Origin of the sequence: Achromobacter sp., assembly GCF_032102605.1 — a bacterium.
Taxonomy (GTDB): Bacteria; Pseudomonadota; Gammaproteobacteria; order Burkholderiales; family Burkholderiaceae_B; genus Achromobacter.
On the sequence record NZ_DAMDGT010000027.1, the window covers coordinates 1 to 23,122 of the forward strand.

Annotated in this window: 17 protein-coding genes and 1 tRNA gene; 4 read left to right on the forward strand and 14 right to left on the reverse strand. The window is 62.4% G+C overall.

Annotated features, from left to right (window positions below; translation table 11 throughout):
- Positions 1–130: 130 nt before the first annotated feature.
- The 4 genes from fusA to RT614_RS28790 all read right to left on the reverse strand — a co-directional run bounded on the left by fusA (position 131) and on the right by RT614_RS28790 (position 4,571).
- Positions 131–2,233, reverse strand: coding sequence for an elongation factor G (gene fusA / locus RT614_RS28775; protein WP_313625984.1), 2,103 nt, complete (start codon positions 2,231–2,233; stop codon positions 131–133).
- 18 nt (positions 2,234–2,251) lie between these two features.
- Positions 2,252–2,722 (reverse strand): 30S ribosomal protein S7, encoded by a 471-nt coding sequence (gene rpsG, locus RT614_RS28780; protein WP_006216561.1) that lies wholly within the window; start codon positions 2,720–2,722, stop codon positions 2,252–2,254.
- A 165-nt stretch (positions 2,723–2,887) separates the two neighbouring features.
- A complete protein-coding gene (rpsL, locus tag RT614_RS28785; protein ID WP_005017264.1) occupies positions 2,888–3,265 on the reverse strand; it encodes a 30S ribosomal protein S12 in 378 nt (125 codons plus the stop codon).
- Between the two features lie 520 nt (positions 3,266–3,785).
- Positions 3,786–4,571, reverse strand: a complete 786-nt coding sequence (locus RT614_RS28790; RefSeq protein WP_409558534.1) for a response regulator transcription factor — start codon at positions 4,569–4,571, stop codon at positions 3,786–3,788.
- A gap of 181 nt (positions 4,572–4,752) precedes the next feature.
- On the opposite strand from RT614_RS28790, the gene RT614_RS28795 reads away from it, so the two are divergent.
- From RT614_RS28795 to RT614_RS28805, 3 genes are read left to right on the forward strand one after another with little or no spacing between them, the layout of a single operon-like run.
- Positions 4,753–5,469 (forward strand): response regulator transcription factor, encoded by a 717-nt coding sequence (locus RT614_RS28795; RefSeq protein ID WP_313625986.1) that lies wholly within the window; start codon positions 4,753–4,755, stop codon positions 5,467–5,469.
- Between the two features lie 34 nt (positions 5,470–5,503).
- Positions 5,504–6,610: a FecR domain-containing protein gene (locus RT614_RS28800; protein WP_313625988.1), complete on the forward strand. Its 1,107-nt coding sequence runs from the start codon at positions 5,504–5,506 to the stop codon at positions 6,608–6,610.
- Between the two features lie 10 nt (positions 6,611–6,620).
- The gene (locus tag RT614_RS28805) at positions 6,621–8,924 is read left to right on the forward strand and encodes a CHASE2 domain-containing protein (protein WP_313625990.1); all 2,304 of its coding nucleotides are present in this window, start codon (positions 6,621–6,623) and stop codon (positions 8,922–8,924) included.
- 51 nt (positions 8,925–8,975) lie between these two features.
- Here RT614_RS28805 and RT614_RS28810 read toward each other — a convergent pair whose 3' ends face one another.
- On the reverse strand, positions 8,976–10,241 hold the full coding sequence (locus tag RT614_RS28810) for a serine/threonine protein kinase (RefSeq protein ID WP_313625992.1): 1,266 nt from the start codon (positions 10,239–10,241) through the stop codon (positions 8,976–8,978).
- Between the two features lie 153 nt (positions 10,242–10,394).
- Here RT614_RS28810 and RT614_RS28815 point away from each other — a divergent pair, with 153 nt between their 5' ends.
- Positions 10,395–10,790, forward strand: a complete 396-nt coding sequence (locus RT614_RS28815) for a TssQ family T6SS-associated lipoprotein (protein ID WP_313625994.1) — start codon at positions 10,395–10,397, stop codon at positions 10,788–10,790.
- A 116-nt stretch (positions 10,791–10,906) separates the two neighbouring features.
- On the opposite strand, the gene rpoC is transcribed toward RT614_RS28815, so the two are convergent.
- From rpoC to RT614_RS28860, 9 genes are all read right to left on the reverse strand, one after another.
- A complete protein-coding gene (gene rpoC / locus RT614_RS28820) occupies positions 10,907–15,151 on the reverse strand; it encodes a DNA-directed RNA polymerase subunit beta' (protein ID WP_313625996.1) in 4,245 nt (1,414 codons plus the stop codon).
- Entirely contained in the window at positions 15,151–19,263 is a 4,113-nt protein-coding gene (gene rpoB, locus RT614_RS28825) for a DNA-directed RNA polymerase subunit beta (protein WP_313625998.1), read from the reverse strand. Before rpoB ends, rpoC begins: the two co-directional genes overlap by 1 nt.
- Positions 19,264–19,425: 162 nt before the next feature.
- Positions 19,426–19,806, reverse strand: coding sequence for a 50S ribosomal protein L7/L12 (gene rplL, locus RT614_RS28830; RefSeq protein WP_008157777.1), 381 nt, complete (start codon positions 19,804–19,806; stop codon positions 19,426–19,428).
- Positions 19,807–19,887: 81 nt separating this feature from the next.
- Complete coding sequence (gene rplJ, locus RT614_RS28835) at positions 19,888–20,412, reverse strand: 50S ribosomal protein L10 (RefSeq protein WP_313625999.1); 525 nt, start codon at positions 20,410–20,412, stop codon at positions 19,888–19,890.
- Positions 20,413–20,688: 276 nt separating this feature from the next.
- Positions 20,689–21,390 (reverse strand): 50S ribosomal protein L1, encoded by a 702-nt coding sequence (gene rplA / locus RT614_RS28840; protein WP_056571949.1) that lies wholly within the window; start codon positions 21,388–21,390, stop codon positions 20,689–20,691.
- Between the two features lie 2 nt (positions 21,391–21,392).
- The gene (gene rplK / locus RT614_RS28845) at positions 21,393–21,824 is read right to left on the reverse strand and encodes a 50S ribosomal protein L11 (protein ID WP_006227005.1); all 432 of its coding nucleotides are present in this window, start codon (positions 21,822–21,824) and stop codon (positions 21,393–21,395) included.
- Positions 21,825–21,887: 63 nt separating this feature from the next.
- Positions 21,888–22,421 (reverse strand): transcription termination/antitermination protein NusG, encoded by a 534-nt coding sequence (nusG, locus tag RT614_RS28850; RefSeq protein WP_006389586.1) that lies wholly within the window; start codon positions 22,419–22,421, stop codon positions 21,888–21,890.
- Positions 22,422–22,430: 9 nt separating this feature from the next.
- Positions 22,431–22,811, reverse strand: a complete 381-nt coding sequence (gene secE, locus RT614_RS28855; RefSeq protein WP_313626000.1) for a preprotein translocase subunit SecE — start codon at positions 22,809–22,811, stop codon at positions 22,431–22,433.
- 64 nt (positions 22,812–22,875) lie between these two features.
- Positions 22,876–22,951: transfer RNA gene (locus tag RT614_RS28860), tRNA-Trp, on the reverse strand.
- Positions 22,952–23,122: the final 171 nt, after the last annotated feature.

Sequence of the window (23,122 nt, forward strand, 5' to 3'; positions counted from 1 at the left end):
AATCGTACCCACGTTCACGTGCGGCTTGGTACGTTCAAACTTGCCTTTTGCCATGATCTCTATCCTTTGACTTTCAAGGAAACTTGATTTTTGCCGGGCCGCCCGGTGAGGCGGACCCGGCAAGGGTTATTTACTTGGCCCGAGCGGCGATGACTTCGTCAGCGACGTTCTTGGGAGCCTCGGAGTAATGCTTGAATTCCATCGTGTACGTGGCACGGCCTTGCGTCAGCGAACGCAGGTTCGTGGCGTAACCGAACATCTCGGCCAGGGGAACTTCAGCCTTGATGGTCTTGCCGCCGCCGACCATGTCGTCCATGCCTTGAACCATGCCGCGACGCGAGGACAGATCGCCCATCACGGTGCCAGCGTAGTCTTCAGGCGTTTCGACTTCAACGGCCATCATCGGTTCCAGCAGCACAGGGCTAGCCTTGCGCATACCTTCCTTGAATGCCATCGAGCCGGCCATCTTGAACGCGTTTTCGTTCGAGTCCACGTCGTGGTACGAACCGAAGAACAGCGTGACCTTGACGTCCACGACCGGGTAGCCAGCCAGGATGCCCGAAGGCAGCGTTTCCTGGATGCCCTTGTCCACCGCGGGGATGTATTCGCGAGGAACCACACCGCCCTTGATGGCGTCCACGAATTCGTAGCCACCGCCAGGAGCCAGGGGCTCGACCTTCAGCACCACGTGACCGTACTGACCACGACCGCCCGACTGCTTGACGAACTTGCCTTCGACTTCTTCGCAGACCTTGCGGATCGTTTCGCGGTAGGCCACTTGCGGCTTGCCGACGTTGGCTTCCACGCCGAATTCGCGCTTCATGCGGTCGACCAGAATTTCCAGGTGGAGCTCGCCCATGCCGGAAATGATGGTTTGGCCGGATTCTTCGTCGCTACGCACGCGGAACGACGGATCTTCCTGAGCCAGACGCGACAGCGCCAGACCCATCTTTTCCTGGTCAGCCTTCGACTTGGGTTCGACGGCCTGCGAAATCACGGGCTCCGGGAAAATCATGCGTTCGAGCAGGATGTGGGAGTCGATGTCGCACAGCGTTTCCCCGGTGGTCACGTCCTTCAGGCCGACCACGGCGGCGATGTCACCCGCCAGAACTTCCTTGATTTCTTCGCGGTTGTTCGCGTGCATCTGCAGAATGCGGCCGATACGTTCCTTCTTGCCCTTGATGGGGTTGTAGACCGTATCGCCCGACTTCAGGACGCCCGAGTACACACGCACGAAGGTCAGCTGACCGACGAACGGATCGCTCATCAGCTTGAATGCCAGCGCCGAGAACTTCTCGTTGTCGTCAGCATTGCGCTTGATGGCGTTGCCGTCGTCGTCCTGGCCGTCAACCGGGGGAATATCCACGGGCGAAGGCAGGTAGTCGATGACCGCGTCGAGCATGCGCTGCACGCCCTTGTTCTTGAAGGCGGTGCCGCACAGCATCGGCTGGATTTCGCCGGCGATGGTGCGCTGACGGATGGCCAGGTTGATTTCGGCTTCGTCCAAGGAACCCGTTTCCAGGTACTTGTTCATCAGCTCTTCCGACGACTCAGCGGCGGCTTCAACCAGCTTTTCACGCCATTCGTTGGCCAGACCTTCCAGCTCGGCGGGAACGTCCTTGTAGTCGAACTTGGTGCCTTGGCTGGCTTCGTCCCAAATGATCGCCTTCATCTTGACCAGGTCGACCACGCCTTGGAACGTGTCTTCGGCGCCGATGGGGATGACGATCGGCACGGGATTGGCGCGCAGGCGGTTCTTCAGCTGGTCATAGACCTTGAAGAAGTTGGCGCCGGTGCGGTCCATCTTGTTGACGAAGGCCAGACGCGGCACGCCGTACTTGTTGGCTTGACGCCACACGGTTTCGGACTGGGGCTGAACACCGCCCACCGCGCAGTAGACCATGCAAGCACCGTCCAGGACGCGCATGGAACGTTCCACCTCAATGGTGAAGTCCACGTGTCCCGGGGTGTCGATGATGTTGATGCGGTGCTCGGGGTAGTTGCCGGCCATGCCACGCCAAAACGCCGTCGTAGCAGCCGACGTAATGGTGATGCCACGCTCTTGCTCTTGCTCCATCCAGTCCATGGTGGCTGCGCCATCATGCACTTCGCCAATCTTGTGATTGACGCCGGTGTAGAACAGGATACGTTCGGTCGTGGTGGTCTTCCCTGCATCGATGTGCGCAGAGATACCAATGTTGCGATAGCGCTCGATCGGGGTTTTGCGGGCCATGGTGGATTAGTCCTTAAATTACCAGCGGAAATGGCTGAAGGCCTTGTTGGCCTCTGCCATCTTGTGCGTGTCTTCGCGCTTCTTCATCGCGGCGCCACGACCTTCGGAGGCGTCGATCAGTTCGCCAGCAAGGCGCAGATCCATCGACTTTTCGCCACGCTTCTTAGCGGCTTCACGGAGCCAACGCATAGCCAGGGCCAGGCGGCGCACGGGGCGCACTTCAACCGGCACTTGGTAGTTGGCACCGCCAACGCGGCGGCTCTTGACTTCGACGATCGGCTTGATGTTGTTGATCGCCAGGCTGAAAACTTCGATCGGCTCTTTGCCGGTCTTGGTTTGCACTTGCTCGAGGGCGCCGTAAACGATGCGCTCGGCGACGGCCTTCTTGCCGTCCAGCATGACGACGTTCATGAACTTGGCGAGCTCGACGCTGCCGAACTTGGGATCGGGCAGAATCTCGCGCTTGGGTACTTCGCGACGACGGGGCATTGTTGCTTCCTTGTGTCTGTTCAGTTGAACCGTGTTTCATTACACGGCCATGGCCGCCCATTGGGACGACCCCTTACGTGCCGCGCACCTTCCCATCATCTGGATGGCGCGGTCGCACTTCCCTGGTGACGGACTTCCGCCACGCGGGGTACTACTGACTTTTTATTAAGCCTTCTTCGGGCGCTTGGCGCCGTACTTCGAGCGGGCTTGCTTACGGTCCTTGACGCCTTGCAGGTCGAGGGAACCGCGCACGATGTGGTAACGCACACCGGGCAAGTCCTTCACACGGCCGCCACGCACCAGAACCACCGAGTGCTCTTGCAGGTTGTGGCCTTCACCGCCGATGTACGAAATGACTTCGTAACCGTTGGTCAGACGCACTTTTGCAACCTTACGCAGAGCGGAGTTCGGCTTCTTGGGGGTGGTGGTGTACACGCGAGTGCACACGCCGCGGCGTTGCGGGCAGTTTTCGAGCGCGGGGCTCTTGCTTTTGATGATGCTGACTTCGCGCGGCTTGCGCACGAGTTGGCTAATGGTAGGCATGACCTTTGAAATCCCTTTTACGTACCACTGGTAAGTACTTACGTACTCGTCTCCTTGAGCGGATGAGCTTTTCGGAGAAGGCAGTTCGCGCAAAACCGCCTCAAACGTTCAAATACGTAAAAGAGCGGGCTTGCCAACAAACCATGACAAACGCACAAAACCGGATGCAGCCAGGAAAAACAATTGCTACTGATGGATCTGAAAACAAAAGGCTCGTGACGCACCTTCGTTTCCCTGCCCTGAACTGTTTGCCTTAGCGTGCAGATTTTGCGCGCGAAATAAAGCAGTAAGCCCTTTAGCATAACTGAGATCAAGGGCTACTGTCAAAGTTTTTTGTAAGCACCCCGAAGTGGGCTGTTGGCGCGAGAAGAGGGGCACTTGGCCGCCGCTGGCGAAAATTGGGGCCATGTAATGTGCAAGTCGCGGCAAACTCGACGCGCCGCCAAAGACGGCCTGCGGAGCACCCTGCGGGCAATCCCTGACAAGGGTGCCGGCGCGTGGCAGTGTACCGCCTTTGAGGCTACTGAGCTGTAAAGAGGTAGCCGCTGCCGTAGACGGTACGAATCGGCAGCATGAGCCCGGTCTGCTCGGCTTTGCGGCGCAAGCGGCTGACGATGACGTCGATGCTGCGCGCACTGCTGGCGCGCGTAGCGGCTCCTTCGACTTGCAGTTCATCGCCGAGCGCATCGCGGCCCACCGCCCTTCCGGCGACATCCAGCAGGGCCCGCACGATCAGGCGCTCGTTGGCCGAGAGCGACAGGGTTACGCCCGTGGGAGCGACCAGCGTCCACCCCTGGTCGCGCAGCTCCCATCGACCGTTGCCGGTGTCTTCGGCGGCGGGCGCGGGTTCGGCGACAGGCAGACGTCTTCCCAGCGACAGCAGGATACAAACGAGTTCGCGCGGGTCTTGGGGGTCAGGGAGGCACGCGTCTGCGCCGCTCTGAAGGCACCGCAGACGGCTGTCCACCGACATTCCGCGGCCGATCACCACGATGCCCAGCGGAGTTGAGCCTCGCAACCGGGCGATCAGGGCATAACCGATTTCGCCCGAGGCGCCGAGATCAAGGACCACTGCGTCGTTGCCGCCGCCGCTGAGCAATCCGAACAGTTCCAACGAAGTTGAACAGCCGCGGGCGGAGATACCTGCCTGCAGCAGTGTAGACACGGCGGGGCCGCGTACGGTTTCATCCGGGGACATCACAAGTGTGCGCAATTGATTCATATCGGTTCCGGTCTGCATTCCCTCCCCTTGCGCCGCCGCGTTGATCGCGGCTGGCGTATTCGATGCAGTCAGTGTGGCGCCCACGGGTGCAACAACTCCAGTCAAGATTCGTCAACTTTGCAATGTTTGACAGTTCTTGCCATAACGTAGCCGTCAACCGTACCTACCGAGTTATCATTCGTTTACACAAAAAACCCCACCCGTTATTGCAATAGGTCGCCACAGAGCGCGCCTGCGCAGCCAATTTTCGCGAGAACTCGCTTTGATGAAAATCGCGTCGCTGGAAGACGACCTTGACCAGGCCCGGCGCATCCAACAGGTGCTGACCACCGCCGGCTATGCATGCACCAGCTATCACCAAGGCCGGGACCTCCTGGCCGCCTTGCGCACTGAAGCCTTTGATCTGGTGCTGCTGGACTGGCATCTGCCCGATATCGATGGCGACGACGTGGTCCGCTGGTTGCGCACCAACATCGGCGCCCGCATTCCCGTCATTTTCCTGACCAATCGGTCCAGCGAAGACGACCTCGTCGAGGGCCTGCGGGCGGGTGCGGACGACTACATCGTCAAGCCGATGCGTCCCCTCGAACTATTGGCGCGCGTCGCCGCACTGCTGCGCCGCAGCCAGCTTGCCGAACCGGCCGACGAAGCGTTCGAGGTCGCCCGGTATCGTGTCGACCCAGCTTCGCGCGCCATTCAGCTGGACGGCGTGCCGATTGCGCTTGCGCCCAAAGAATTCGAACTGGCGTTGCTGTTTTTCCGCAATCTGAACCGATTGATGTCGCGCGACGTGTTGGCGGAGTGCGTGTGGAACCGCGAGATACCCGCCACATCGCGCACGCTGGACACCCACCTGTCGAACATTCGCCAGAAGCTTCAGTTGCGCCCCCAACACGGCGTACGCCTGACCTCCTCTTATGCACTTGGCTACCGGCTTGAACTGTTCAGCCCTTCCGAGGAAGGCCAGGGCAGTCCGGCGTGATCGCGTTGCCTGTATCCACGGAGAACCGATAGTCATGAGCCGCTTCCGCGCGCTTTCATTGTTTGTCCTGATTGCCTGCATCGCACTCGCCGCCCCCGCGCGCAGCCAGCCGGCCGGCGCACTGGGTGAAGACTTCATCCATCGCATCCGCCAGGGCGAGACCCTGATCGACCTGGCCGCCCGGTACACGCGGGACCAGTCCAACTGGGCCCGGCTGCAATCGCTCAACCAGATTGCTTCGCCGGAACGCCTGCCTATCGGGCTCGAACTGCACATCCCCCTGTCCATGATTCCCATGCGCGACGCAGAGGCACGCGTGGTGCACGTCAGCGGTCAGGCGGACATGAACGGAAAGTCGGTCCAGCCTGGAACGCCCGTCGCGGAAGGCAGCACCGTTGAAACCGCTCCGAACGGTTTCGTCACGCTGCAACTGGCCGATGGGTCGACGCTGACATTGCCGTCGAACGGCGCAGTGGAACTGACGCGTCTGCGCCAGTTCGAAGGGACGGCGCTGACGGATTCGCTCATCAACGTGCGACGCGGAAGCGTGGAATCGTCCGTCGCGCCGCAGGGCCAGGGCGTCGGCCGATTTGAAATCCGTACGCCGGTCGCGGTCACGGGCGTGCGGGGCACCCGATTCCGCGTGCAAAGCGGCGCGCAAGGCGCGCACAGCGAAGTGCTTGAAGGCAGCGTGCGGCTGCAGGCGCACGCGCCGGGCGCGGCGCCGGCCGAACCGGTGGCCGTGGCCCAAGGCTATGGCGCTGCCGTGGGCGCCGACGGGACGGTATCCGGCGTGCGTGCGCTGCTGGCGGCGCCGCAGCTTGCCGAACCCGCGCGGACCGGTGCAGCATGGACCACGACTTTCGCGCCCGTCGAAGGCGCGCAAGGTTACCTGGTGCGTGTCTCGCGCGATCCGGACGGCGCCCTGCCCGTATCTTCGACCCTCTTTGCCACCCCCGACATCCGCTTCAGCGCTCCCGGCCCAGGCACGTTCTACGTATCCGTGCGGGCCGTGGACAACCTGGGCTTGCACGGGCGGGACTCGGTCCGGTCCTTTGAAGGCGCCAGCATGTTGATGACGTCGTACGGCCTGGGCGTCAGCAGCGGCGCCGGGGGACTCGTGACGTTGACCGCCTACTAGCGTTCGCGCCATGGCCGACCCCGTGGACTCGCACGACCGGCCATCGCGTTCGGGGCTATGGCTGACGGTCGCGCTGGCACTGCTGGCGGCTTTCCTTGGCTCGTTCAATGGTCTGGGCCGGCTCGACCAGGTGTTCTACGATCGCGCGGTCATGATGACGGGACGCCCTGCCGACGCCGGCATCGTTGTCGTCGCGATCGACGACGCCAGCATCGAGGCGCTTGGGCGCTGGCCATGGCGGCGCGCCGTCCACGCCGCGTTGCTCGACCGACTGAGCGGCGTCAGGGCCGTCGGCCTGGACCTTATCTTTGCGGAAGCGAATACCGGCAGACCCGGCGACGATGCGATCCTTGCCGACAGCATCCGGCGCAATGGCCGAATCGTGCTGCCGGTCGTTCTGGACCGAATCAAAAATCCCACTGCGATCGGGTTGCCCATCCCCGAACTCGAGCAGGCCGCGGCCTCCACCGGCTTTATCAACGCGGTAATAGATCCAGACGGCGTGGTGCGCGAAGCCGCGCTCACGACGCAATTTGCCGGCGACCGCCGGAACCACCTGGCCATCTCGATGCTGCATGTGGGCGGCGACGACGAACAGGCGCGCCGGCTGATGCAGCGCGCGAACGCCGAAGGCCGAATCCTGATTCCCTATGCCGGCCCGCCCGCCCACACGCGGACGATCTCCTATCTGTCTGTCCTGCGCGGCGATGTTCCACCGGAAGAACTGCGCGGAAAATACGTGCTGGTAGGCGCGTGGGCCACCGGCCTGGGCGACGATTATCCAACGCCCGTATCGCATGACGTCAGCGGCATTTCCGGCGTGGAGATCATCGCGAACATCCTTCAGGCTGCGCGTTCCGACATCGCCTATCAACGTCCGCCGTCCTGGGCGAACGCCCTGTTTGCCTTGCTGCCGGTGCTGCTTGCCTGCCTGGCGTTGTGGCGGCTGTCACCCAAGCAGGCGCTTCTCGTCAGTCTCGCGCTTCTTGCGGGCATACCGCTGGCATCGTGGCTGCTGCTGGCGCAGGCGTACTTGTGGTTCGCGCCGACTGCTGCAATGGCTGCTGTGGCCCTGTGCTACCCGCTCTGGAGCTGGCGCAGCCAGGAGGCCGCGCTGCGCTACATGGACAATGAGCTGCGCCGCCTGCAACGCGAGTATCCGCCGATCCTCAACGAGGCGCGAGTCCAGCCGACGAATACCAGCGCATCACTGGAGAGCCGGGTCGGGGAGCTGCAACGCGCGTTGGCGCGCGTGCGCAACCTTCGTCGATTCCTGGCGGACGGGTTGGACGGCATGCCGGATGCAACGCTCGTCTTCGATCAGGAAGGCCGCATGCGGTTCCGCAACCAGGCCGCCATCCAGTATTTCCAGCGGCTCGGTATCCGCCCTCCCCGTGTCGGCCGCCCGGCCATCCATCTGCTCGAACGAACCCTCTCGGACGAAACGGCGCGCGTCCGCGTAGCCGAAGTGCTGAGCGGACGCAGTCCTGCCCATGCCGCCTCGCCCTGGAGCGCCGACCTCGAAGTGCGCGACCACGCAGGCCGCGACCTGATCCTGAAATGCGCGCCCATCCATACTGCCGAAGGCCAGTTCGCTGGAACCGTGGCGACCCTTACGGACATTTCACGCATCCGCCGGGCCGAGCGCCAGCGCGAAGAGACCTTGCGCTTCATTTCGCATGACATGCGCGCGCCGCAGAGTTCGATCCTGGCGCTGGTGGAAATGTCGCAGGAGGGCAATGGTCCGGCCAGACAGGGCGATACGCTGAACCGCATCGCATCGCTGGCCAATCGCACGCTGCGGCTCGTCGACGACTTCGTGCACCTGACACGGGCCGAGTCCATGACGATCAACGCGACGGAGCTGGACCTGGCAAGCCTGCTGCAGGACGCGGTGGATGATCTCTGGCCGTCCGCCAGTAAGCGTGGGATCCGGCTGGACGTCAAAACGCCCCTGCCTGTGGCGTACACCCGCGGCGATCAGACGCTGCTGATGCGGGCGCTATGCAACCTCGTCGACAACGCCATCAAGTACAGCGCGGCCGATACACACATTGAATGCAGCGTCGACGAGGAAGCTGATTTCTGGCGTGTCAGCGTGCAGGATCAAGGCCAGGGCATCGCGGCGCAAGACCTTGCCCGATTGTTCGAGCCATTTACGCGCGTTGGGGTGGAAAACCGCGGCGATGTCGGCGGTGCGGGGCTCGGCCTGGCGTTCGTCCATACCGTGGCTGACCGCCATGGCGGTCGCATCGACGTGCAGAGCGAGCCGGGCGTCGGTTCGCGGTTCATGCTGCGCCTGCCGAAGGCGTAGGCCGAATCTGGCCCGGCTGGTTCGGCCGGCGCCCAGCCCGGTCGGCTACGTCTATTGGAACGTGTGCGAGATGACCGCAGGCCTGCCCGCTCGGACCTCCAGTGTCATCCGCAAAGGCGGCAGATCCGCGTTGCGCACAACCACCTGATATTTGCCCGGGATCAGCTTGAGCTCCTTTACAGGAGGACTGACGCCGCGCGCCACGCCGTTGATCCACACCTCGCCCCACGGACGGATGTCCAGTCGCACGGTAACCGGTAACGGCTTGGGCTTGGCCGCCTCTTCGGTGGCGGCGGGCGTCTGCGCCGGCTCCTGGGCCGCCGGCGCGGTCGGCGCCGTGGTGGTCGCCGCCGGATCAGCCGCGGGCGGCGCGGTTGCAGGATCCGGTGTCGTCGCCGGAGCCGGATTCGCGCCGCTCGCCGTCAGGGGCGGGAGGTCTGCTGGAAGCTGGGAGGCGGTCGGCGCAGGTGTCGACGTTGGCGCCGCGGGCTGCGGCAAAGGGTGCACCACAGGAGGATTGGGCTGCACGACTTCGGAGCGGGTGATCAACGCATTGGGCTCGCCCATGCCCGACTTGAACCACGCATAGACCCCGGCGCCGATCAGCGCAACGATAAGCAGGATGAGGAGCAAGGGACTGCGCCGGCGGGCGGGCGCGTGCCTGTCGTGCAGACCGGGAGCCGGCGCGGCGCTGGCCGCTTCGGCGATCACGGTTTCCTGCGCTACGGGCTCGTCGTAGGCCGCCAGGCCCAGCAGGCCGGCAAACTCGGCGAGCGTTTGCGGCCGAGCCTGCGGATCCATAGACAACCCGGCATCGATGGCGCCGAGGAAGTCCTGCCCATATCTGGACAGCCCCAACGAGGTCAACGGCTCGTAGGAGTCGCTGGCCCGGCGCTCGGGAGCGGGAGGCGGTCGGCTGCCCGTAACGAGCGCGTGCGCCACGGCGCACAGGGAATAGACGTCACTCCAGGGCCCCCGCGGCCACTCCATGGAATCCGTGTACAGCTCAAAGGGCGCAAACCCAGCCGCGGGTGTCCTGCTGGCACGGCGTGAGCGCGGAACGGTCAATTCGGGCAGAAGCTGTGCGCGGGCGCCCTCGTCCATGCCCACGGTTTCAAGAGAGATGTCGCCGCAGATTTCACCCTGCGCATGCAGGGCAACCAGGGAGGGCAGAAGGTCGGAAAGGAGCCGCTTGATGCGCGATTCCGGAACGCCACCTGCCGCGCTGGCGGCAATGGCGCTCAACGGGCGCAGGGCTAGCGGCGCGGCGCCGGAAAAAGGGCCACGCGGCGTCAACAAGCCGGCGGAAGAAGACATGGTCGAAGCTGCGCGTGCGCCAAAACGGGTTCAGGGGTGATTTAGGCGGAATATTATCCAATCCGCAACGTTAGGACATTGCCGAAAATGTCCGAGCGCATCAGGCTGTGGCACGATAGCGTGTCGCCTCATCAATCTACACCTTTGGAAGCCATGAAAATTCGCATCCTGAGCACTCTGCTTGGCGTATCGGCCCTATTGGCCGGTTGCACGGGCATCGCTAAATTGCAGCCCGAAAGCCCCCCCACCGCAGAAGCACTGGACCAGTTGCAGCAGGTGCGAGACCAGTACAGCGCCGGACGCTACGGCGAAGTGATCCGCCGGGTCGCCACCTCCGACGAACTGGCGGCCTCTAGCAAGGACGTACGCATCGAAGCCTATAAGCTGCAGGCGTTCAGCTACTGCGTCACCCGCTATACGCAGCTGTGCGAAGACAGCTTCGTCCGGATTCTGGTCCTGGATCCCAGCTTCGAACTCGCCGCCAACGAAGCCGGCCATCCGGCCTGGGGCCCGGCATTCCAGCGCGCGCGCGCGCAGACCGCCAAGTAGTACTGCCGCACCCTTGCTCGCGCAAGAAAAAAGGCCGCTGATCTGCATCAGCGGCCTTTTGCTTTTCGGGTTTCCCCCCGCCGCGAGGCGGAGGAAAGCCGTCCGGGGTGATCCGCTTATTCGGCGGAATCCTCGGTACCGATGTCGGAAGCGGGCGTCTCGGCGTCCGAGCCCACCGTGACCGGCGAGTCTTCGAACGGATTGGCCTGCTGGCGAGCGGCTTCGCGTTCCGCAGCCTCCAGCTGTTCCTTGTCGCGGCGTGCATGGTGGTACGCCAGGCCGGTACCCGCCGGAATGAGGCGGCCGACGATGACGTTTTCCTTCAAGCCACGCAGGTCGTCGCGCTTGCCCATGATGGCGGCTTCGGTCAGGACACGCGTGGTTTCCTGGAACGAGGCGGCCGAGATGAACGAGTCGGTCGACAGCGAGGCCTTCGTGATACCCAACAGCACGTTGTCGTAGCTGGCCGGACGCAGGTCGGCGGCGGTGACGCGGTCGTTTTCGTTCAGCAGCTCGGAGCGCTCGACCTGCTCGCCCGGGATGAACTCGGTGTCGCCCGCATCAACGATGTTCACACGGCGCAGCATCTGACGAACAATCACTTCGATGTGCTTGTCGTTGATCTTCACGCCCTGCAGACGGTAAACGTCCTGCACTTCGTCGACGATGTACGTGGCCAGCTTTTCGATGCCTTGCAGGCGCAGGATGTCGTGGGGATCGGCCGGGCCGTCCACGATCATTTCGCCCTTGTTCACCACTTGGCCGTCGTGCACCAGAACCTGCTTTTCCTTCGGAATCAGGAATTCGTGGCTCACGCCTTCCAGGTCGGTGATGACCAGACGCTGCTTGCCCTTGGTGTCCTTGCCGAACGAAACCGTACCCGTGACGTCGGCGAGCATGCCGGCATCCTTGGGCGAACGGGCTTCGAACAGTTCAGCCACGCGCGGCAGACCGCCGGTAATGTCGCGGGTCTTTTGCGATTCTTGCGGAATACGCGCCAGAACTTCACCCACGGCAACCTGCTGGCCGTCACGCACCGTGATCAGCGCGCCCACCGGGAACGAGATGTTCACCGAGTGATCGGTGCCGGCGATCTTGACGTCTTCGCCGTTTTCGTTGACCAGCTTGATCTGCGGACGCATGACGATCTTGCCGCCACGGGTCTTGGGCGTGATGACGACGAGCGTCGACAGGCCGGTGACTTCGTCCACCTGCTTGGCAACGGTCACGCCTTCTTCGATGTTCTCGAAGCGGACGGCGCCGCCGTATTCCGACACGATCGGACGGGTCAGCGGATCCCACGTCGCCAGACGCGCGCCAGCCTTCACGGCTTCGCCGTCGCCCACCAGCACGGTCGCGCCGTACGGGATCTTGTGGCGTTCGCGTTCGCGGCCGTTGTCGTCGAAGATCGCCAGTTCGCCCGAGCGCGAGATCGCCACACGTTCGCCCTTGGCGTTCGTGACGTAGCGCATCGTGCTGGCGAAGCCGACCGTACCGGTGGACTTCGTTTCCACCGCGCTGGCCAGCGCCGAACGCGACGCCGCGCCACCGATGTGGAACGTACGCATCGTCAGCTGCGTGCCCGGTTCACCGATGGACTGAGCCGCGATAACGCCGACGGCTTCGCCCTGGTTGACCGGCGAGCCGCGGCCCAGGTCACGGCCATAGCAGTGCGCGCACAGGCCATGACGCGTTTCGCAGGTCAGCGGCGTGCGGACCTTGACTTCGTCCACGCCGATGCGGTCGATGGTGTCGACCAGGTCTTCGTCCAGCAGCGTGCCCGCGACGATGGCAGTTTCCTGCGTGTCGGGGTTGACGATGTCCACGGCAGCCACGCGGCCGAGGATACGGTCGCGCAGCGGTTCGATGACTTCACCGCCTTCGACCAGGGCTTTCATGTTGTAGCCCTGCGACGTGCCGCAATCGTCTTCGGTGATGACCAGATCCTGCGTCACGTCGACCAGACGGCGGGTCAGGTAACCCGAGTTCGCGGTCTTCAGTGCCGTATCGGCCAGACCCTTACGCGCACCGTGGGTGGAGATGAAGTACTGGAGTACGTTCAGGCCTTCACGGAAGTTTGCGGTAATGGGCGTTTCGATAATGGAACCGTCCGGCTTGGCCATCAGGCCGCGCATACCGGCCAGCTGGCGGATCTGGGCGGCCGAACCGCGGGCGCCCGAGTCAGCCATCATGTAGATGGAGTTGAACGATTCCTGGCGCACTTCTTCGCCGTGACGGTTGGTCACGGGCTCGGTGGCCAGTTGTTCCATCATCGCCTTGCCGACCTTGTCGCCAGCCTTGCCCCAGATGTCCACAACGTTGTTGTAGCGTTCTTGGGACGTGACCAGACCCGACGAGTACTGCTTGTCGATTTCCTTCACTTCGCGGCTGGCTTCGGCCAGGATGCCTTCCTTGGCGGTCGGGATCAGCATGTCGCCCATGGCGATGGAGATACCGCCGCGCGTTGCCAGGCGGAAGCCCGACTGCATCAGCTTGTCGGCGAAGATCACCGTGTCGCGCAGGCCGCAGCGGCGGAACGACTGGTTGATCAGGCGCGAGATTTCCTTCTTCTTCAGCGCCTTGTTCAAGACGGTGAAGGGCAGGCCCTTGGGCAGGATCTCGGACAGCAGCGCGCGGCCGACCGTCGTCTCGTGACGACGGATGACCGGTTGCCATTCGCCGTTCTCGTCGCGCTCGTGTTCCTTCAGACGCACGGTGACGCGGCTTTGCAGCTCGACTTCGCCGTTGTCGTAGGCACGCTGAACTTCAGCGACGTCGGTGAAGAAGATGCCTTCGCCGCGGCCGTTGATGCGCTCGCGCGTCGTGTAGTACAGACCCAACACGATGTCCTGCGACGGCACGATCGACGGTTCGCCGTTGGCCGGGAACAGCACGTTGTTCGAAGCCAGCATCAGCGTGCGCGCTTCAAGCTGGGCTTCCAGCGACAGCGGCACGTGGACGGCCATCTGGTCACCGTCGAAGTCGGCGTTGAACGCCGCGCAAACCAGCGGGTGCAGCTGGATGGCCTTGCCTTCGATCAGCACCGGCTCGAACGCCTGGATGCCCAGACGGTGCAGCGTGGGCGCACGGTTCAGCATGACCGGGTGTTCGCGGATGACTTCTTCCAGGATGTCCCAGACCACCGGTTCCTGGCTTTCGACCAGCTTCTTGGCAGCCTTGATGGTCGTGGCCAGGCCCATCATCTCCAGACGATTGAAGATGAACGGCTTGAACAGTTCCAGGGCCATCAGCTTGGGCAGACCGCACTGATGCAGCTTGAGCTGCGGACCCACCACGATGACCGAACGGCCCGAGTAGTCGACGCGCTTGCCCAGCAGGTTCTGACGGAAACGACCGCTCTTGCCCTTGATCATGTCGGCCAGCGACTTGAGCTGGCGCTTGTTGGCGCCCGTCATGGCCTTGCCGCGGCGACCGTTGTCCAGCAGCGAGTCGACGGCTTCCTGCAGCATCCGCTTTTCGTTGCGCAGGATGATTTCCGGCGCCTTGAGCTCCAAGAGGCGCTTCAAGCGGTTGTTGCGGTTGATGACGCGGCGGTACAGGTCGTTCAGGTCGGAGGTCGCGAAGCGGCCGCCGTCCAGCGGCACCAGCGGACGCAGGTCCGGCGGCAGCACGGGCAGCACTTCCATGACCATCCACTCGGCCTTGATGCCGGACTTCTGGAAGCCTTCCAGCACCTTCAGGCGCTTGGAGATCTTCTTGATCTTGGCTTCGGAGCTGGTGGCCTTCAGTTCGCCGCGCAGCGTTTCCACTTCGCGGTCGATGTCGATGGTGCGCAGCAGTTCGCGCACGGCCTCCGCGCCCATCAGGGCACGGAAGTCGTCGCCGTACTCTTCGGTCTTGGCGAGGAAATCGTCATCCGACATGATCTGGCCGCGCTTGAGCGGCGTCATGCCGGGTTCGATCACGCACCAGGCTTCGAAGTACAGGACGCGTTCGATATCGCGCAGGGTCATGTCGAGCACCATGCCCAGACGCGACGGCAGGCTCTTCAGGAACCAGATGTGCGCGACGGGGCTGGCCAGCTCGATGTGGCCCATGCGTTCACGGCGAACCTTGGCGACGGTGACTTCGACGCCGCACTTTTCGCAGATCACGCCACGATGCTTCAGGCGCTTGTACTTGCCGCAAAGGCATTCGTAGTCTTTGATCGGGCCAAAGATCTTCGAGCAGAACAGGCCGTCGCGCTCGGGCTTGAACGTGCGGTAGTTGATGGTCTCGGGCTTGCGAACTTCGCCGTAGGACCACGAACGGATCTTCTCGGGCGAGGCGATGCCGATCTTGATGGCATCGAATTGCTCGTCTTGCGAGACTTGCTTAAAGAGGTCGAGTAGCGCTTTCATTAGTTACGCTCCAAATCCATGTCCAGGGCCAACGAGCGGATTTCCTTGACCAGCACATTGAACGATTCCGGCATGCCGGCATCGATCACGTGGTCGCCCTTGACGATGTTTTCGTAAACCTTGGTACGACCGTTGATATCGTCCGACTTCACCGTCAGCATTTCCTGCAGGGTGTAGGCGGCGCCGTACGCTTCCAGCGCCCACACTTCCATTTCCCCGAAACGCTGACCGCCGAACTGCGCCTTACCGCCCAGCGGCTGCTGGGTCACCAGCGAGTACGGGCCGGTGGAACGCGCGTGCATCTTGTCGTCGACCAAGTGGTGCAGCTTCAGGTAGTGCATGTAGCCGACCGTCACGGGGCGTTCGAATTGCTCGCCCGTGCGGCCGTCGAACAGCCATGCCTGCGTGCGCGACGGCGTCAACGCCATGCGCTCGGCAACGTCGTCCGGATAGGCCAGTTCCAGCATCTTGGTGATTTCCTCTTCGGTCGCGCCGTCAAAGACGGGCGTCGCGAACGGAACACCGTTCTTCAGGTTCTGAGCCATTTCCATGACTTCGTCGTCGGTCAGTTCGTCGATGCGCGCGCCGGAGCCGGTCGTGTTGTAGACCTTGTCCAGGTACGCGCGGACGTTCTTGACCTGCGCCGTGCGCTCGTCGCGCAGCATGTCGGCAATGCGGTGGCCCACGCCCTTGGCTGCCCAGCCCAGGTGAACTTCCAGCACCTGACCCACGTTCATCCGCGAGGGCACGCCCAGCGGGTTCAGAACGATGTCGGCCGGCGTGCCGTCAGCCATGTGAGGCATGTCTTCCACCGGGGTGATGCGCGACACCACACCCTTGTTGCCGTGACGACCTGCCATCTTGTCGCCAGGCTGCAGACGACGCTTCACGGCCAGGTAGACCTTGATCATCTTCAGCACGCCCGGGGGCAGCTCGTCGCCCTGCGTCAGCTTCTTGCGCTTCTCTTCGAAGGCCAGATCGAACTGATGACGCTTCTGCTCGAGCGATTCCTTGGCCTGCTCCAGCACGACGGCGTGCGGCTCATCGGCCAGGCGGATGTCGAACCACTGCCAGCGGTCCAGATCAGCCAGGTAGGCCTTGGTGATCGTGGCGCCCTTGGCCAGCTTGCGCGGGCCGCCGTTGACGACCTTGTTGACCAGCATCTTTTCGATACGGTCGAATTGGTCGTTTTCAACGATGCGCAGCTGGTCGTTCAGGTCCTGGCGATAGCGGCGCAGTTCATCGTCGATGATGGACTGGGCGCGCTTGTCGCGCACGATGCCTTCACGCGTGAACACCTGCACGTCGATCACGGTGCCCGTCATGCCCGAAGGCACGCGCAGCGAGGTGTCCTTAACGTCGGACGCCTTTTCACCGAAGATGGCGCGCAGCAGCTTTTCTTCCGGCGTCAGCTGGGTTTCGCCCTTCGGCGTGACCTTGCCGACCAGCACGTCGTCGGCGCTGACTTCGGCGCCGATGTACGTGATGCCGGAATCGTCCAGGCGGTTCAACTGCGTTTCAGCCAGGTTGCTGATGTCGCGGGTGATTTCCTCAGGGCCGAGCTTCGTGTCGCGAGCGACAACCGTCAGTTCCTCGATGTGCACCGAGGTGTAGCGGTCATCCGCCACGACCTTTTCGGAGATCAGGATCGAGTCTTCGAAGTTGTAGCCGTTCCAGGGCATGAACGCGATCAGCATGTTCTGACCCAGGGCGAGTTCGCCCAGGTCGGTCGATGCGCCGTCAGCCAGCACGTCGCCCTTGGCGACCTTGTCGCCACGCTTCACGATCGGACGCTGGTTGATGTTCGTGTTCTGGTTGGAACGCGTGTACTTGATCAGGTTGTAGATGTCGACGCCCACTTCGCCGGCGACGTTTTCTTCGTCGTTCACGCGAATAACGACGCGCTCGGCGTCAACGTGGTCGACCAGGCCGCCACGCAGCGCTTGCACGGTGGTGCCCGAGTCAACGGCCACGGTGCGCTCGATACCCGTACCCACGACCGGCTTTTCCGGACGCAGGCAAGGCACGGCCTGACGTTGCATGTTGGCGCCCATCAGTGCACGGTTCGCGTCGTCGTGTTCCAGGAACGGAATCAGCGAGGCCGCAACCGACACGATCTGCGACGGAGCCACGTCCATGTAGTGCACGTTCGCCGGGGACGTCAGCATCGTTTCGCCAGCTTCACGGCAGGCGACCAGGTCGTCCACGAAACGGCCATCTTCGTCCAGCGCGGCGTTCGCCTGCGCGATGACGTAGTGGCTTTCTTCGATGGCCGACAGGTAATCGATCTGGTCGCTGACGCTGCCGTCGACGATCTTGCGGTAAGGCGTCTCCAGGAAGCCGTACTCGTTCAGACGAGCGTACAGCGCCATGGAGTTGATCAGACCGATGTTCGGGCCTTCCGGCGTTTCGATCGGGCAGACGCGGCCGTAGTGGGTCGGGTGCACGTCACGGACTTCAAAGCCGGCGCGCTCGCGAGTCAGACCGCCCGGGCCCAGTGCGGAAACGCGACGCTTGTGCGTGATTTCCGACAGCGGGTTGGTCTGGTCCATGAACTGCGACAGCTGGCTCGAACCGAAGAACTCCTTGATGGCGGCCGAGATCGGCTTGGAGTTGATCAGGTCGTGCGGCATCAGGTTTTCGGTCTCGGCCTGGCCCAGACGTTCCTTGACGGCGCGCTCGACGCGCACGAGACCGGCGCGGAACTGGTTCTCGGCCAGTTCGCCCACACAACGCACACGACGGTTGCCCAGGTGATCGATGTCATCGATCTGGCCACGGCCGTTACGCAGTTCGACCAGCACCTTGATGGTTTCAAGGATGTCTTCGTTGGTCAGCGTCATCGGACCGGTGATGTCTTCACCACGGCCCAGACGGCTGTTGACCTTCATGCGGCCGACGCGCGACAGGTCGTACGTTTCTTCGCTGTAGAACAGACGCTGGAACAGCGCTTCCACCGCTTCTTCGGTGGGCGGTTCGCCAGGACGCATCATGCGGTAGATGGCGACGCGCGCGGCCATCTGGTCGGCGGTTTCGTCGGTGCGCAGCGTTTGCGAGATGTAGGGACCGCGGTCCAGGTCGTTCGTGTAGAGCGCCTGGAAATCGTGGACGTTGGCGGCGCGCAGGGCGCCGAGCACGCTTTCCGTGATCTCGTCGTTGGCGTTGGCGATGACTTCGCCGGTATCTTCGTCAACGATGTTCTTGGCGAGCACGCGGCCGTACAGGAAGTCTTCCGGCACGGAGATGCGCTGGATGCCACCGGCAGCCAGGTCGCGCAGATGCTTGGCGTTGATGCGCTTGTCTTTCTCGACGATCACCTTGCCGGAACGGTCGGCGATGTCGAAACGGGCCATTTCGCCCTTCCAGCGCTCGGCCACGAATTCCATCATCGCGCCTTCGCTCTTCAGTTCGAAGTTGTCGAAGTCGAAGAAGTTGGCCAGGATGGATTCCGGCGTCATGCCGATAGCCTTGCACAGGATCGTGACAGGCATCTTGCGACGGCGGTCGACGCGGAAGAACAGGACGTCCTTCGGGTCGAATTCGAAGTCCAGCCACGAGCCGCGGTAAGGAATCACGCGGGCCGAGAACAGGAGCTTGCCGGAGCTGTGCGTCTTGCCGCGGTCATGTTCGAAGAACACGCCAGGCGAGCGGTGCAGCTGCGAAACGATGACACGCTCGGTGCCGTTGATGACGAAGGAACCCGTGCCCGTCATGAGCGGAATTTCGCCCATGTAGACTTCCTGTTCCTTCACTTCCTTCACGGTGGGCTTGCTGACTTCGCGGTCAAGCAGCACCAGGCGGACCTTGGCTCGCAGGGGCGAGGCATAGGTCAGGCCACGTTGCTGACATTCCTTGACATCGAACACCGGTTCGCCGAGCACATAGCTCACGAACTCCAAGCGCGCCATACCGTTGTGACTAACGATCGGGAAAATCGACGAGAACGCCGCCTGCAAACCGTCGGCTACGCGTTCGGACGGGGCGGTATCCGCCTGCAGGAAAGTTAGGTAGGATTGAAGCTGAGTCGCCAAAAGGAAAGGAACGTTTTGAACGTCTTCACGCTTGGCGAAGCTTTTGCGGATGCGCTTTTTTTCGGTGTACGAGTAAGGCATGAGCACTCCGACTCGAGGTTGCATGGGCCGTCAACCACGGCCCCAGGTGATACGACTCCAGGAAACCCCACTGAATGGGCATACCCGCAGTAGGGGTTTCCTGGAAACGCAAAAGCCCGGGGACTGCAAAACTGTGCTGTCCCCGGGCAGTTGACGCAGGTCTTACTTGACTTCGACCTTGGCGCCAGCTTCTTCCAGCTTCTTCTTGGCGGCTTCGGCGTCAGCCTTGGCCACAGCTTCCTTGACGGGCTTCGGAGCGCCGTCGACCAGGTCCTTGGCTTCCTTCAGACCCAGACCGGTCAGCTCGCGCACGGCCTTGATGACGCTGACCTTGTTCGCGCCGGCTTCTTGCAGGACGACGGTGAACTCGGTTTGCTCTTCAGCAGCAGCGGCAGCGCCACCAGCGGCGGGAGCAGCGACAGCGACGGCAGCGGCAGCAGCCGACACGCCGAACTTCTCTTCCATTTCCTTGATCAGCTCGGACAGCTCGAGCACGGTCATGCCAGCGATGGCGTCAAGGATTTCAGCTTTGTTAAGTGCCATTTTTCAGAACTCCAAATATTTTGGTAATGCCAGGGTTTGGGTGTCGCTTCGTCGTTCAGCGAATTCCGGACAACAGGGCGATTAGGCCGCTGCCTTTTGGTCGCGCACGGCAGCGAGGCCACGGGCGAACTTGGTCGGAACTTCGTTGAGCGTACGCACGAATTGCGCGATGGGGGCTTGCATGGTGCCAAGCAGTTTCGACAGCAACTCTTCGCGCGAGGGCATGGTGGCCAGGGCCTTCACACCATCTTGGGTCAGCAGGCTGTTGGGCAGAGCGCCCGCCTTGATGACCAGCTTTTCGTTGCTTTTCGCGAAACCAGCAATGACCTTGGCCGCCGAAACCGGATCAGCGCTGATGCCATAGATCAGCGGACCGGTCAGTTGCTCAGCCAACGGCTCGAAAGCCGTGCCGGCAACAGCACGACGGGCCAGCGAGTTCTTCAGAACACGCAGATACACGCCCGATTCACGCGCAGTTTTGCGCAGTACGGTGACAGAGGCGACGTCCAGACCACGGTACTCAGCGATAACAATCGATTGTGCCTTGGCGACTTCCGCCGAGACTTCCTCGATTACCACCGCTTTCTCTTGACGATTGAGACTCACGGTTTGAACACTCCATCAAAAGACGCCTGGGGCCGGAGCCTTGCGCGTCAACCGAATGCGGCGCCTGGACGAGTTCTTCGGGTAAAGAAATCTTCCTGGGGACGCCGTCTACGCTGGATCCGGACTAAGTAAAGCTCCGGTATTAAGCGGGGCAGCGGTGATGCTGCTTTCCGTGAGGAAGGGTGTTATCCCTTCCACTGCCCTGCTCCAGCGGTCTTTGACAGCAACATCCGGAGGAATCCGGATGCAGCCCAAAGTACGTTTACTGCTGTTGGCTTAGTTGGAAGCCGACAGCGAGGCAATTTCAACGCGCGCACCGCCGCCCATCGTGGACGAAACGGCGAGCTTGCGCAGGTAAATGCCCTTGGCAGCGGCGGGACGAGCCTTTTGAAGGGCGTCGACCAGAGCGGCCAGGTTGGTTTGCAGCTGTTCCACGCCGAACGACGCGCGGCCGATCGTTGCGTGGATGATGCCAGCCTTGTCGGTACGGTACTGAACCTGACCGGCCTTGGCGTTCTTGACAGCGGTGGCGACGTCGGGGGTCACGGTGCCGACCTTCGGGTTCGGCATCAGGCCACGCGGGCCGAGGATCTGACCCAGGGCGCCGACGACACGCATCGTGTCGGGCGAGGCGATGACGACGTCAAAGTCCATTTGACCGGCCTTGATGCTGTCGGCCAGGTCGTCCAGACCAACGATGTCGGCGCCAGCGGCCTTGGCGGCTTCAGCCTTGTCGCCTTGGGCGAACACGGCCACGCGGACCGACTTGCCGGTGCCGGCGGGCAGCACGACCGAACCGCGAACCAGTTGGTCCGACTTCTTCGGGTCGATGCCGAGTTGCACGGCCACGTCAATGGATTCATTGAACTTGGCGACGGCGGTGTCCTTGACCAGGGTCAGGGCTTCAGCGACCGGGTACAGCTTGGTGCGGTCGATCTTTTGCGCAATAGCGGCGGCGCGCTTGGACAACTTTGCCATGATTAGATCCCCTCAACCGTGATGCCCATGCTGCGGGCGCTGCCAGCGATCGTGCGCACAGCGGCGTCCAGATCAGCGGCGGTCAGGTCAGGACCCTTGGCCTTGGCGATTTCTTCAGCTTGAGCGCGGGTCAGCGTGCCGACCTTGTCGGTATGCGGCTTGGCCGAACCCTTTTGCACGCCAGCAGCCTTCTTGATGAGGACCGTCGCGGGCGGGGTCTTCATGATGAAGGTGAAGCTCTTGTCCGCGAAGGCGGTGATCACCACCGGAATCGGCAGACCAGGCTCCATGCCTTGGGTCTTGGCGTTGAACGCCTTGCAGAATTCCATGATGTTCAGGCCGCGCTGACCCAGGGCCGGGCCAATCGGGGGGGAGGGGTTAGCCTTACCAGCCGGTACTTGCAGCTTGATAAAGCCGACGATCTTCTTCGCCATGCTTTGCTCCTTGCGGGTGATATCGCCCCGACCAGTGCGGACGGGGCTCCCCGGGGGTTAATTTCAGGTCTTTTCGACCTGGCTGAAATCGAGTTCGACGGGCGTGGCGCGACCAAAAATGGTGACCGACACGCGAACCTTGCTCTTTTCGTAGTTGACTTCTTCGACGTTGCCGTTGAAGTCCGCAAATGGACCTTCCTTGACCCGAACCATCTCGCCCACTTCGAACAGGATCTTGGGGCGGGGTTTCTCGACGCCCTCTTCCATTTGGGAGAGGATCTTTTCGACTTCCTTTTCGGAAATCGGGGTCGGACGATTGCCCGAACCACCCAAAAAGCCGGTGACTCGGTTGGTGTTCTTGACCAGGTGCCACGTTTCGTCGGTCAGGTCCATTTCAACCAGGACGTAACCGGGGAAAATGCGGCGCTCGGTGATCGACTTCTGGCCACCCTTGACCTCGACGACTTCCTCGGAGGGCACAAGAATGCGGCCAAAAGACGTTTGCAGGCCCGCGCGCTCGATGCGCTCGTTCAGGGCCTTGTGTACGCTTTTTTCCATGCCGGAGTACACATGGACGACATACCAACGCTTACTCATTCGCCGTCCTTATTTCCAGCCCAACAGCAGGCCGTAGAGAATCCATTCGATGCCCTTGTCGAGCACCCACATGAAAATGCCCATGATCGCCACGAACGCGAAAACGATACCCGTCATCTGGGTCGTTTCCTTGCGGGTGGGCCACGCGACACGCTTGACTTCGTTGTAGGACTCGCTGGCAAAGCTCAGGGTGCGGCGGCCGGGCTCGCTGAACCAGGCGATCGCAGCGGCGATCACGAGGCCGCCGACGAATACGCCAATACGGGCGGCCATCGGCTGTGCGCTAAGCACGGAAAACCCGACGATGCCAGCAATAACGACGAGAACCGCCAGCCCGAGCTTGACTCGGTCGGCGGTACTAGTTACGGTTTCTACGCTGGTATTAGACATATTGCGACGCGAGCCGCCGTGAATGCGTAACTCGCGATGATCTCCCGCGGGTTTATCCTGGCGGTGGCAGGGGCAGTAGGAATCGAACCTACAACCTTCGGTTTTGGAGACCGACGCTCTGCCAATTGAGCTATGCCCCTAAACACTTCAAACTTGTTCCGCAGTGCATTGGCTTGCGGAACCATACATAGTACTACTTTTACAGCAAAGATGGATAGAGGGGCTTGAAAGCCCACCCTACCCATCCGGGTATTGCTTACTTCAGGATCTTGGCGACGACGCCGGCGCCGACGGTACGACCGCCTTCACGG

What these genes read in the sequence shown, in the direction of transcription:
- fusA (WP_313625984.1), bottom strand. Translation starts at nt 2,233, where the DNA reads ATGGCCCGCAAAACCCCGATCGAGCGCTATCGCAACATTGGTATCTCT.
- rpsG (WP_006216561.1), bottom strand. Translation starts at nt 2,722, where the DNA reads ATGCCCCGTCGTCGCGAAGTACCCAAGCGCGAGATTCTGCCCGATCCC.
- rpsL (WP_005017264.1), bottom strand. Translation starts at nt 3,265, where the DNA reads ATGCCTACCATTAGCCAACTCGTGCGCAAGCCGCGCGAAGTCAGCATC.
- RT614_RS28795 (WP_313625986.1), top strand. Translation starts at nt 4,753, where the DNA reads ATGAAAATCGCGTCGCTGGAAGACGACCTTGACCAGGCCCGGCGCATC.
- RT614_RS28800 (WP_313625988.1), top strand. Translation starts at nt 5,504, where the DNA reads ATGAGCCGCTTCCGCGCGCTTTCATTGTTTGTCCTGATTGCCTGCATC.
- RT614_RS28805 (WP_313625990.1), top strand. Translation starts at nt 6,621, where the DNA reads ATGGCCGACCCCGTGGACTCGCACGACCGGCCATCGCGTTCGGGGCTA.
- RT614_RS28810 (WP_313625992.1), bottom strand. Translation starts at nt 10,241, where the DNA reads ATGTCTTCTTCCGCCGGCTTGTTGACGCCGCGTGGCCCTTTTTCCGGC.
- RT614_RS28815 (WP_313625994.1), top strand. Translation starts at nt 10,395, where the DNA reads ATGAAAATTCGCATCCTGAGCACTCTGCTTGGCGTATCGGCCCTATTG.
- rpoC (WP_313625996.1), bottom strand. Translation starts at nt 15,151, where the DNA reads ATGAAAGCGCTACTCGACCTCTTTAAGCAAGTCTCGCAAGACGAGCAA.
- rpoB (WP_313625998.1), bottom strand. Translation starts at nt 19,263, where the DNA reads ATGCCTTACTCGTACACCGAAAAAAAGCGCATCCGCAAAAGCTTCGCC.
- rplL (WP_008157777.1), bottom strand. Translation starts at nt 19,806, where the DNA reads ATGGCACTTAACAAAGCTGAAATCCTTGACGCCATCGCTGGCATGACC.
- rplA (WP_056571949.1), bottom strand. Translation starts at nt 21,390, where the DNA reads ATGGCAAAGTTGTCCAAGCGCGCCGCCGCTATTGCGCAAAAGATCGAC.
- rplK (WP_006227005.1), bottom strand. Translation starts at nt 21,824, where the DNA reads ATGGCGAAGAAGATCGTCGGCTTTATCAAGCTGCAAGTACCGGCTGGT.
- nusG (WP_006389586.1), bottom strand. Translation starts at nt 22,421, where the DNA reads ATGAGTAAGCGTTGGTATGTCGTCCATGTGTACTCCGGCATGGAAAAA.
- secE (WP_313626000.1), bottom strand. Translation starts at nt 22,811, where the DNA reads ATGTCTAATACCAGCGTAGAAACCGTAACTAGTACCGCCGACCGAGTC.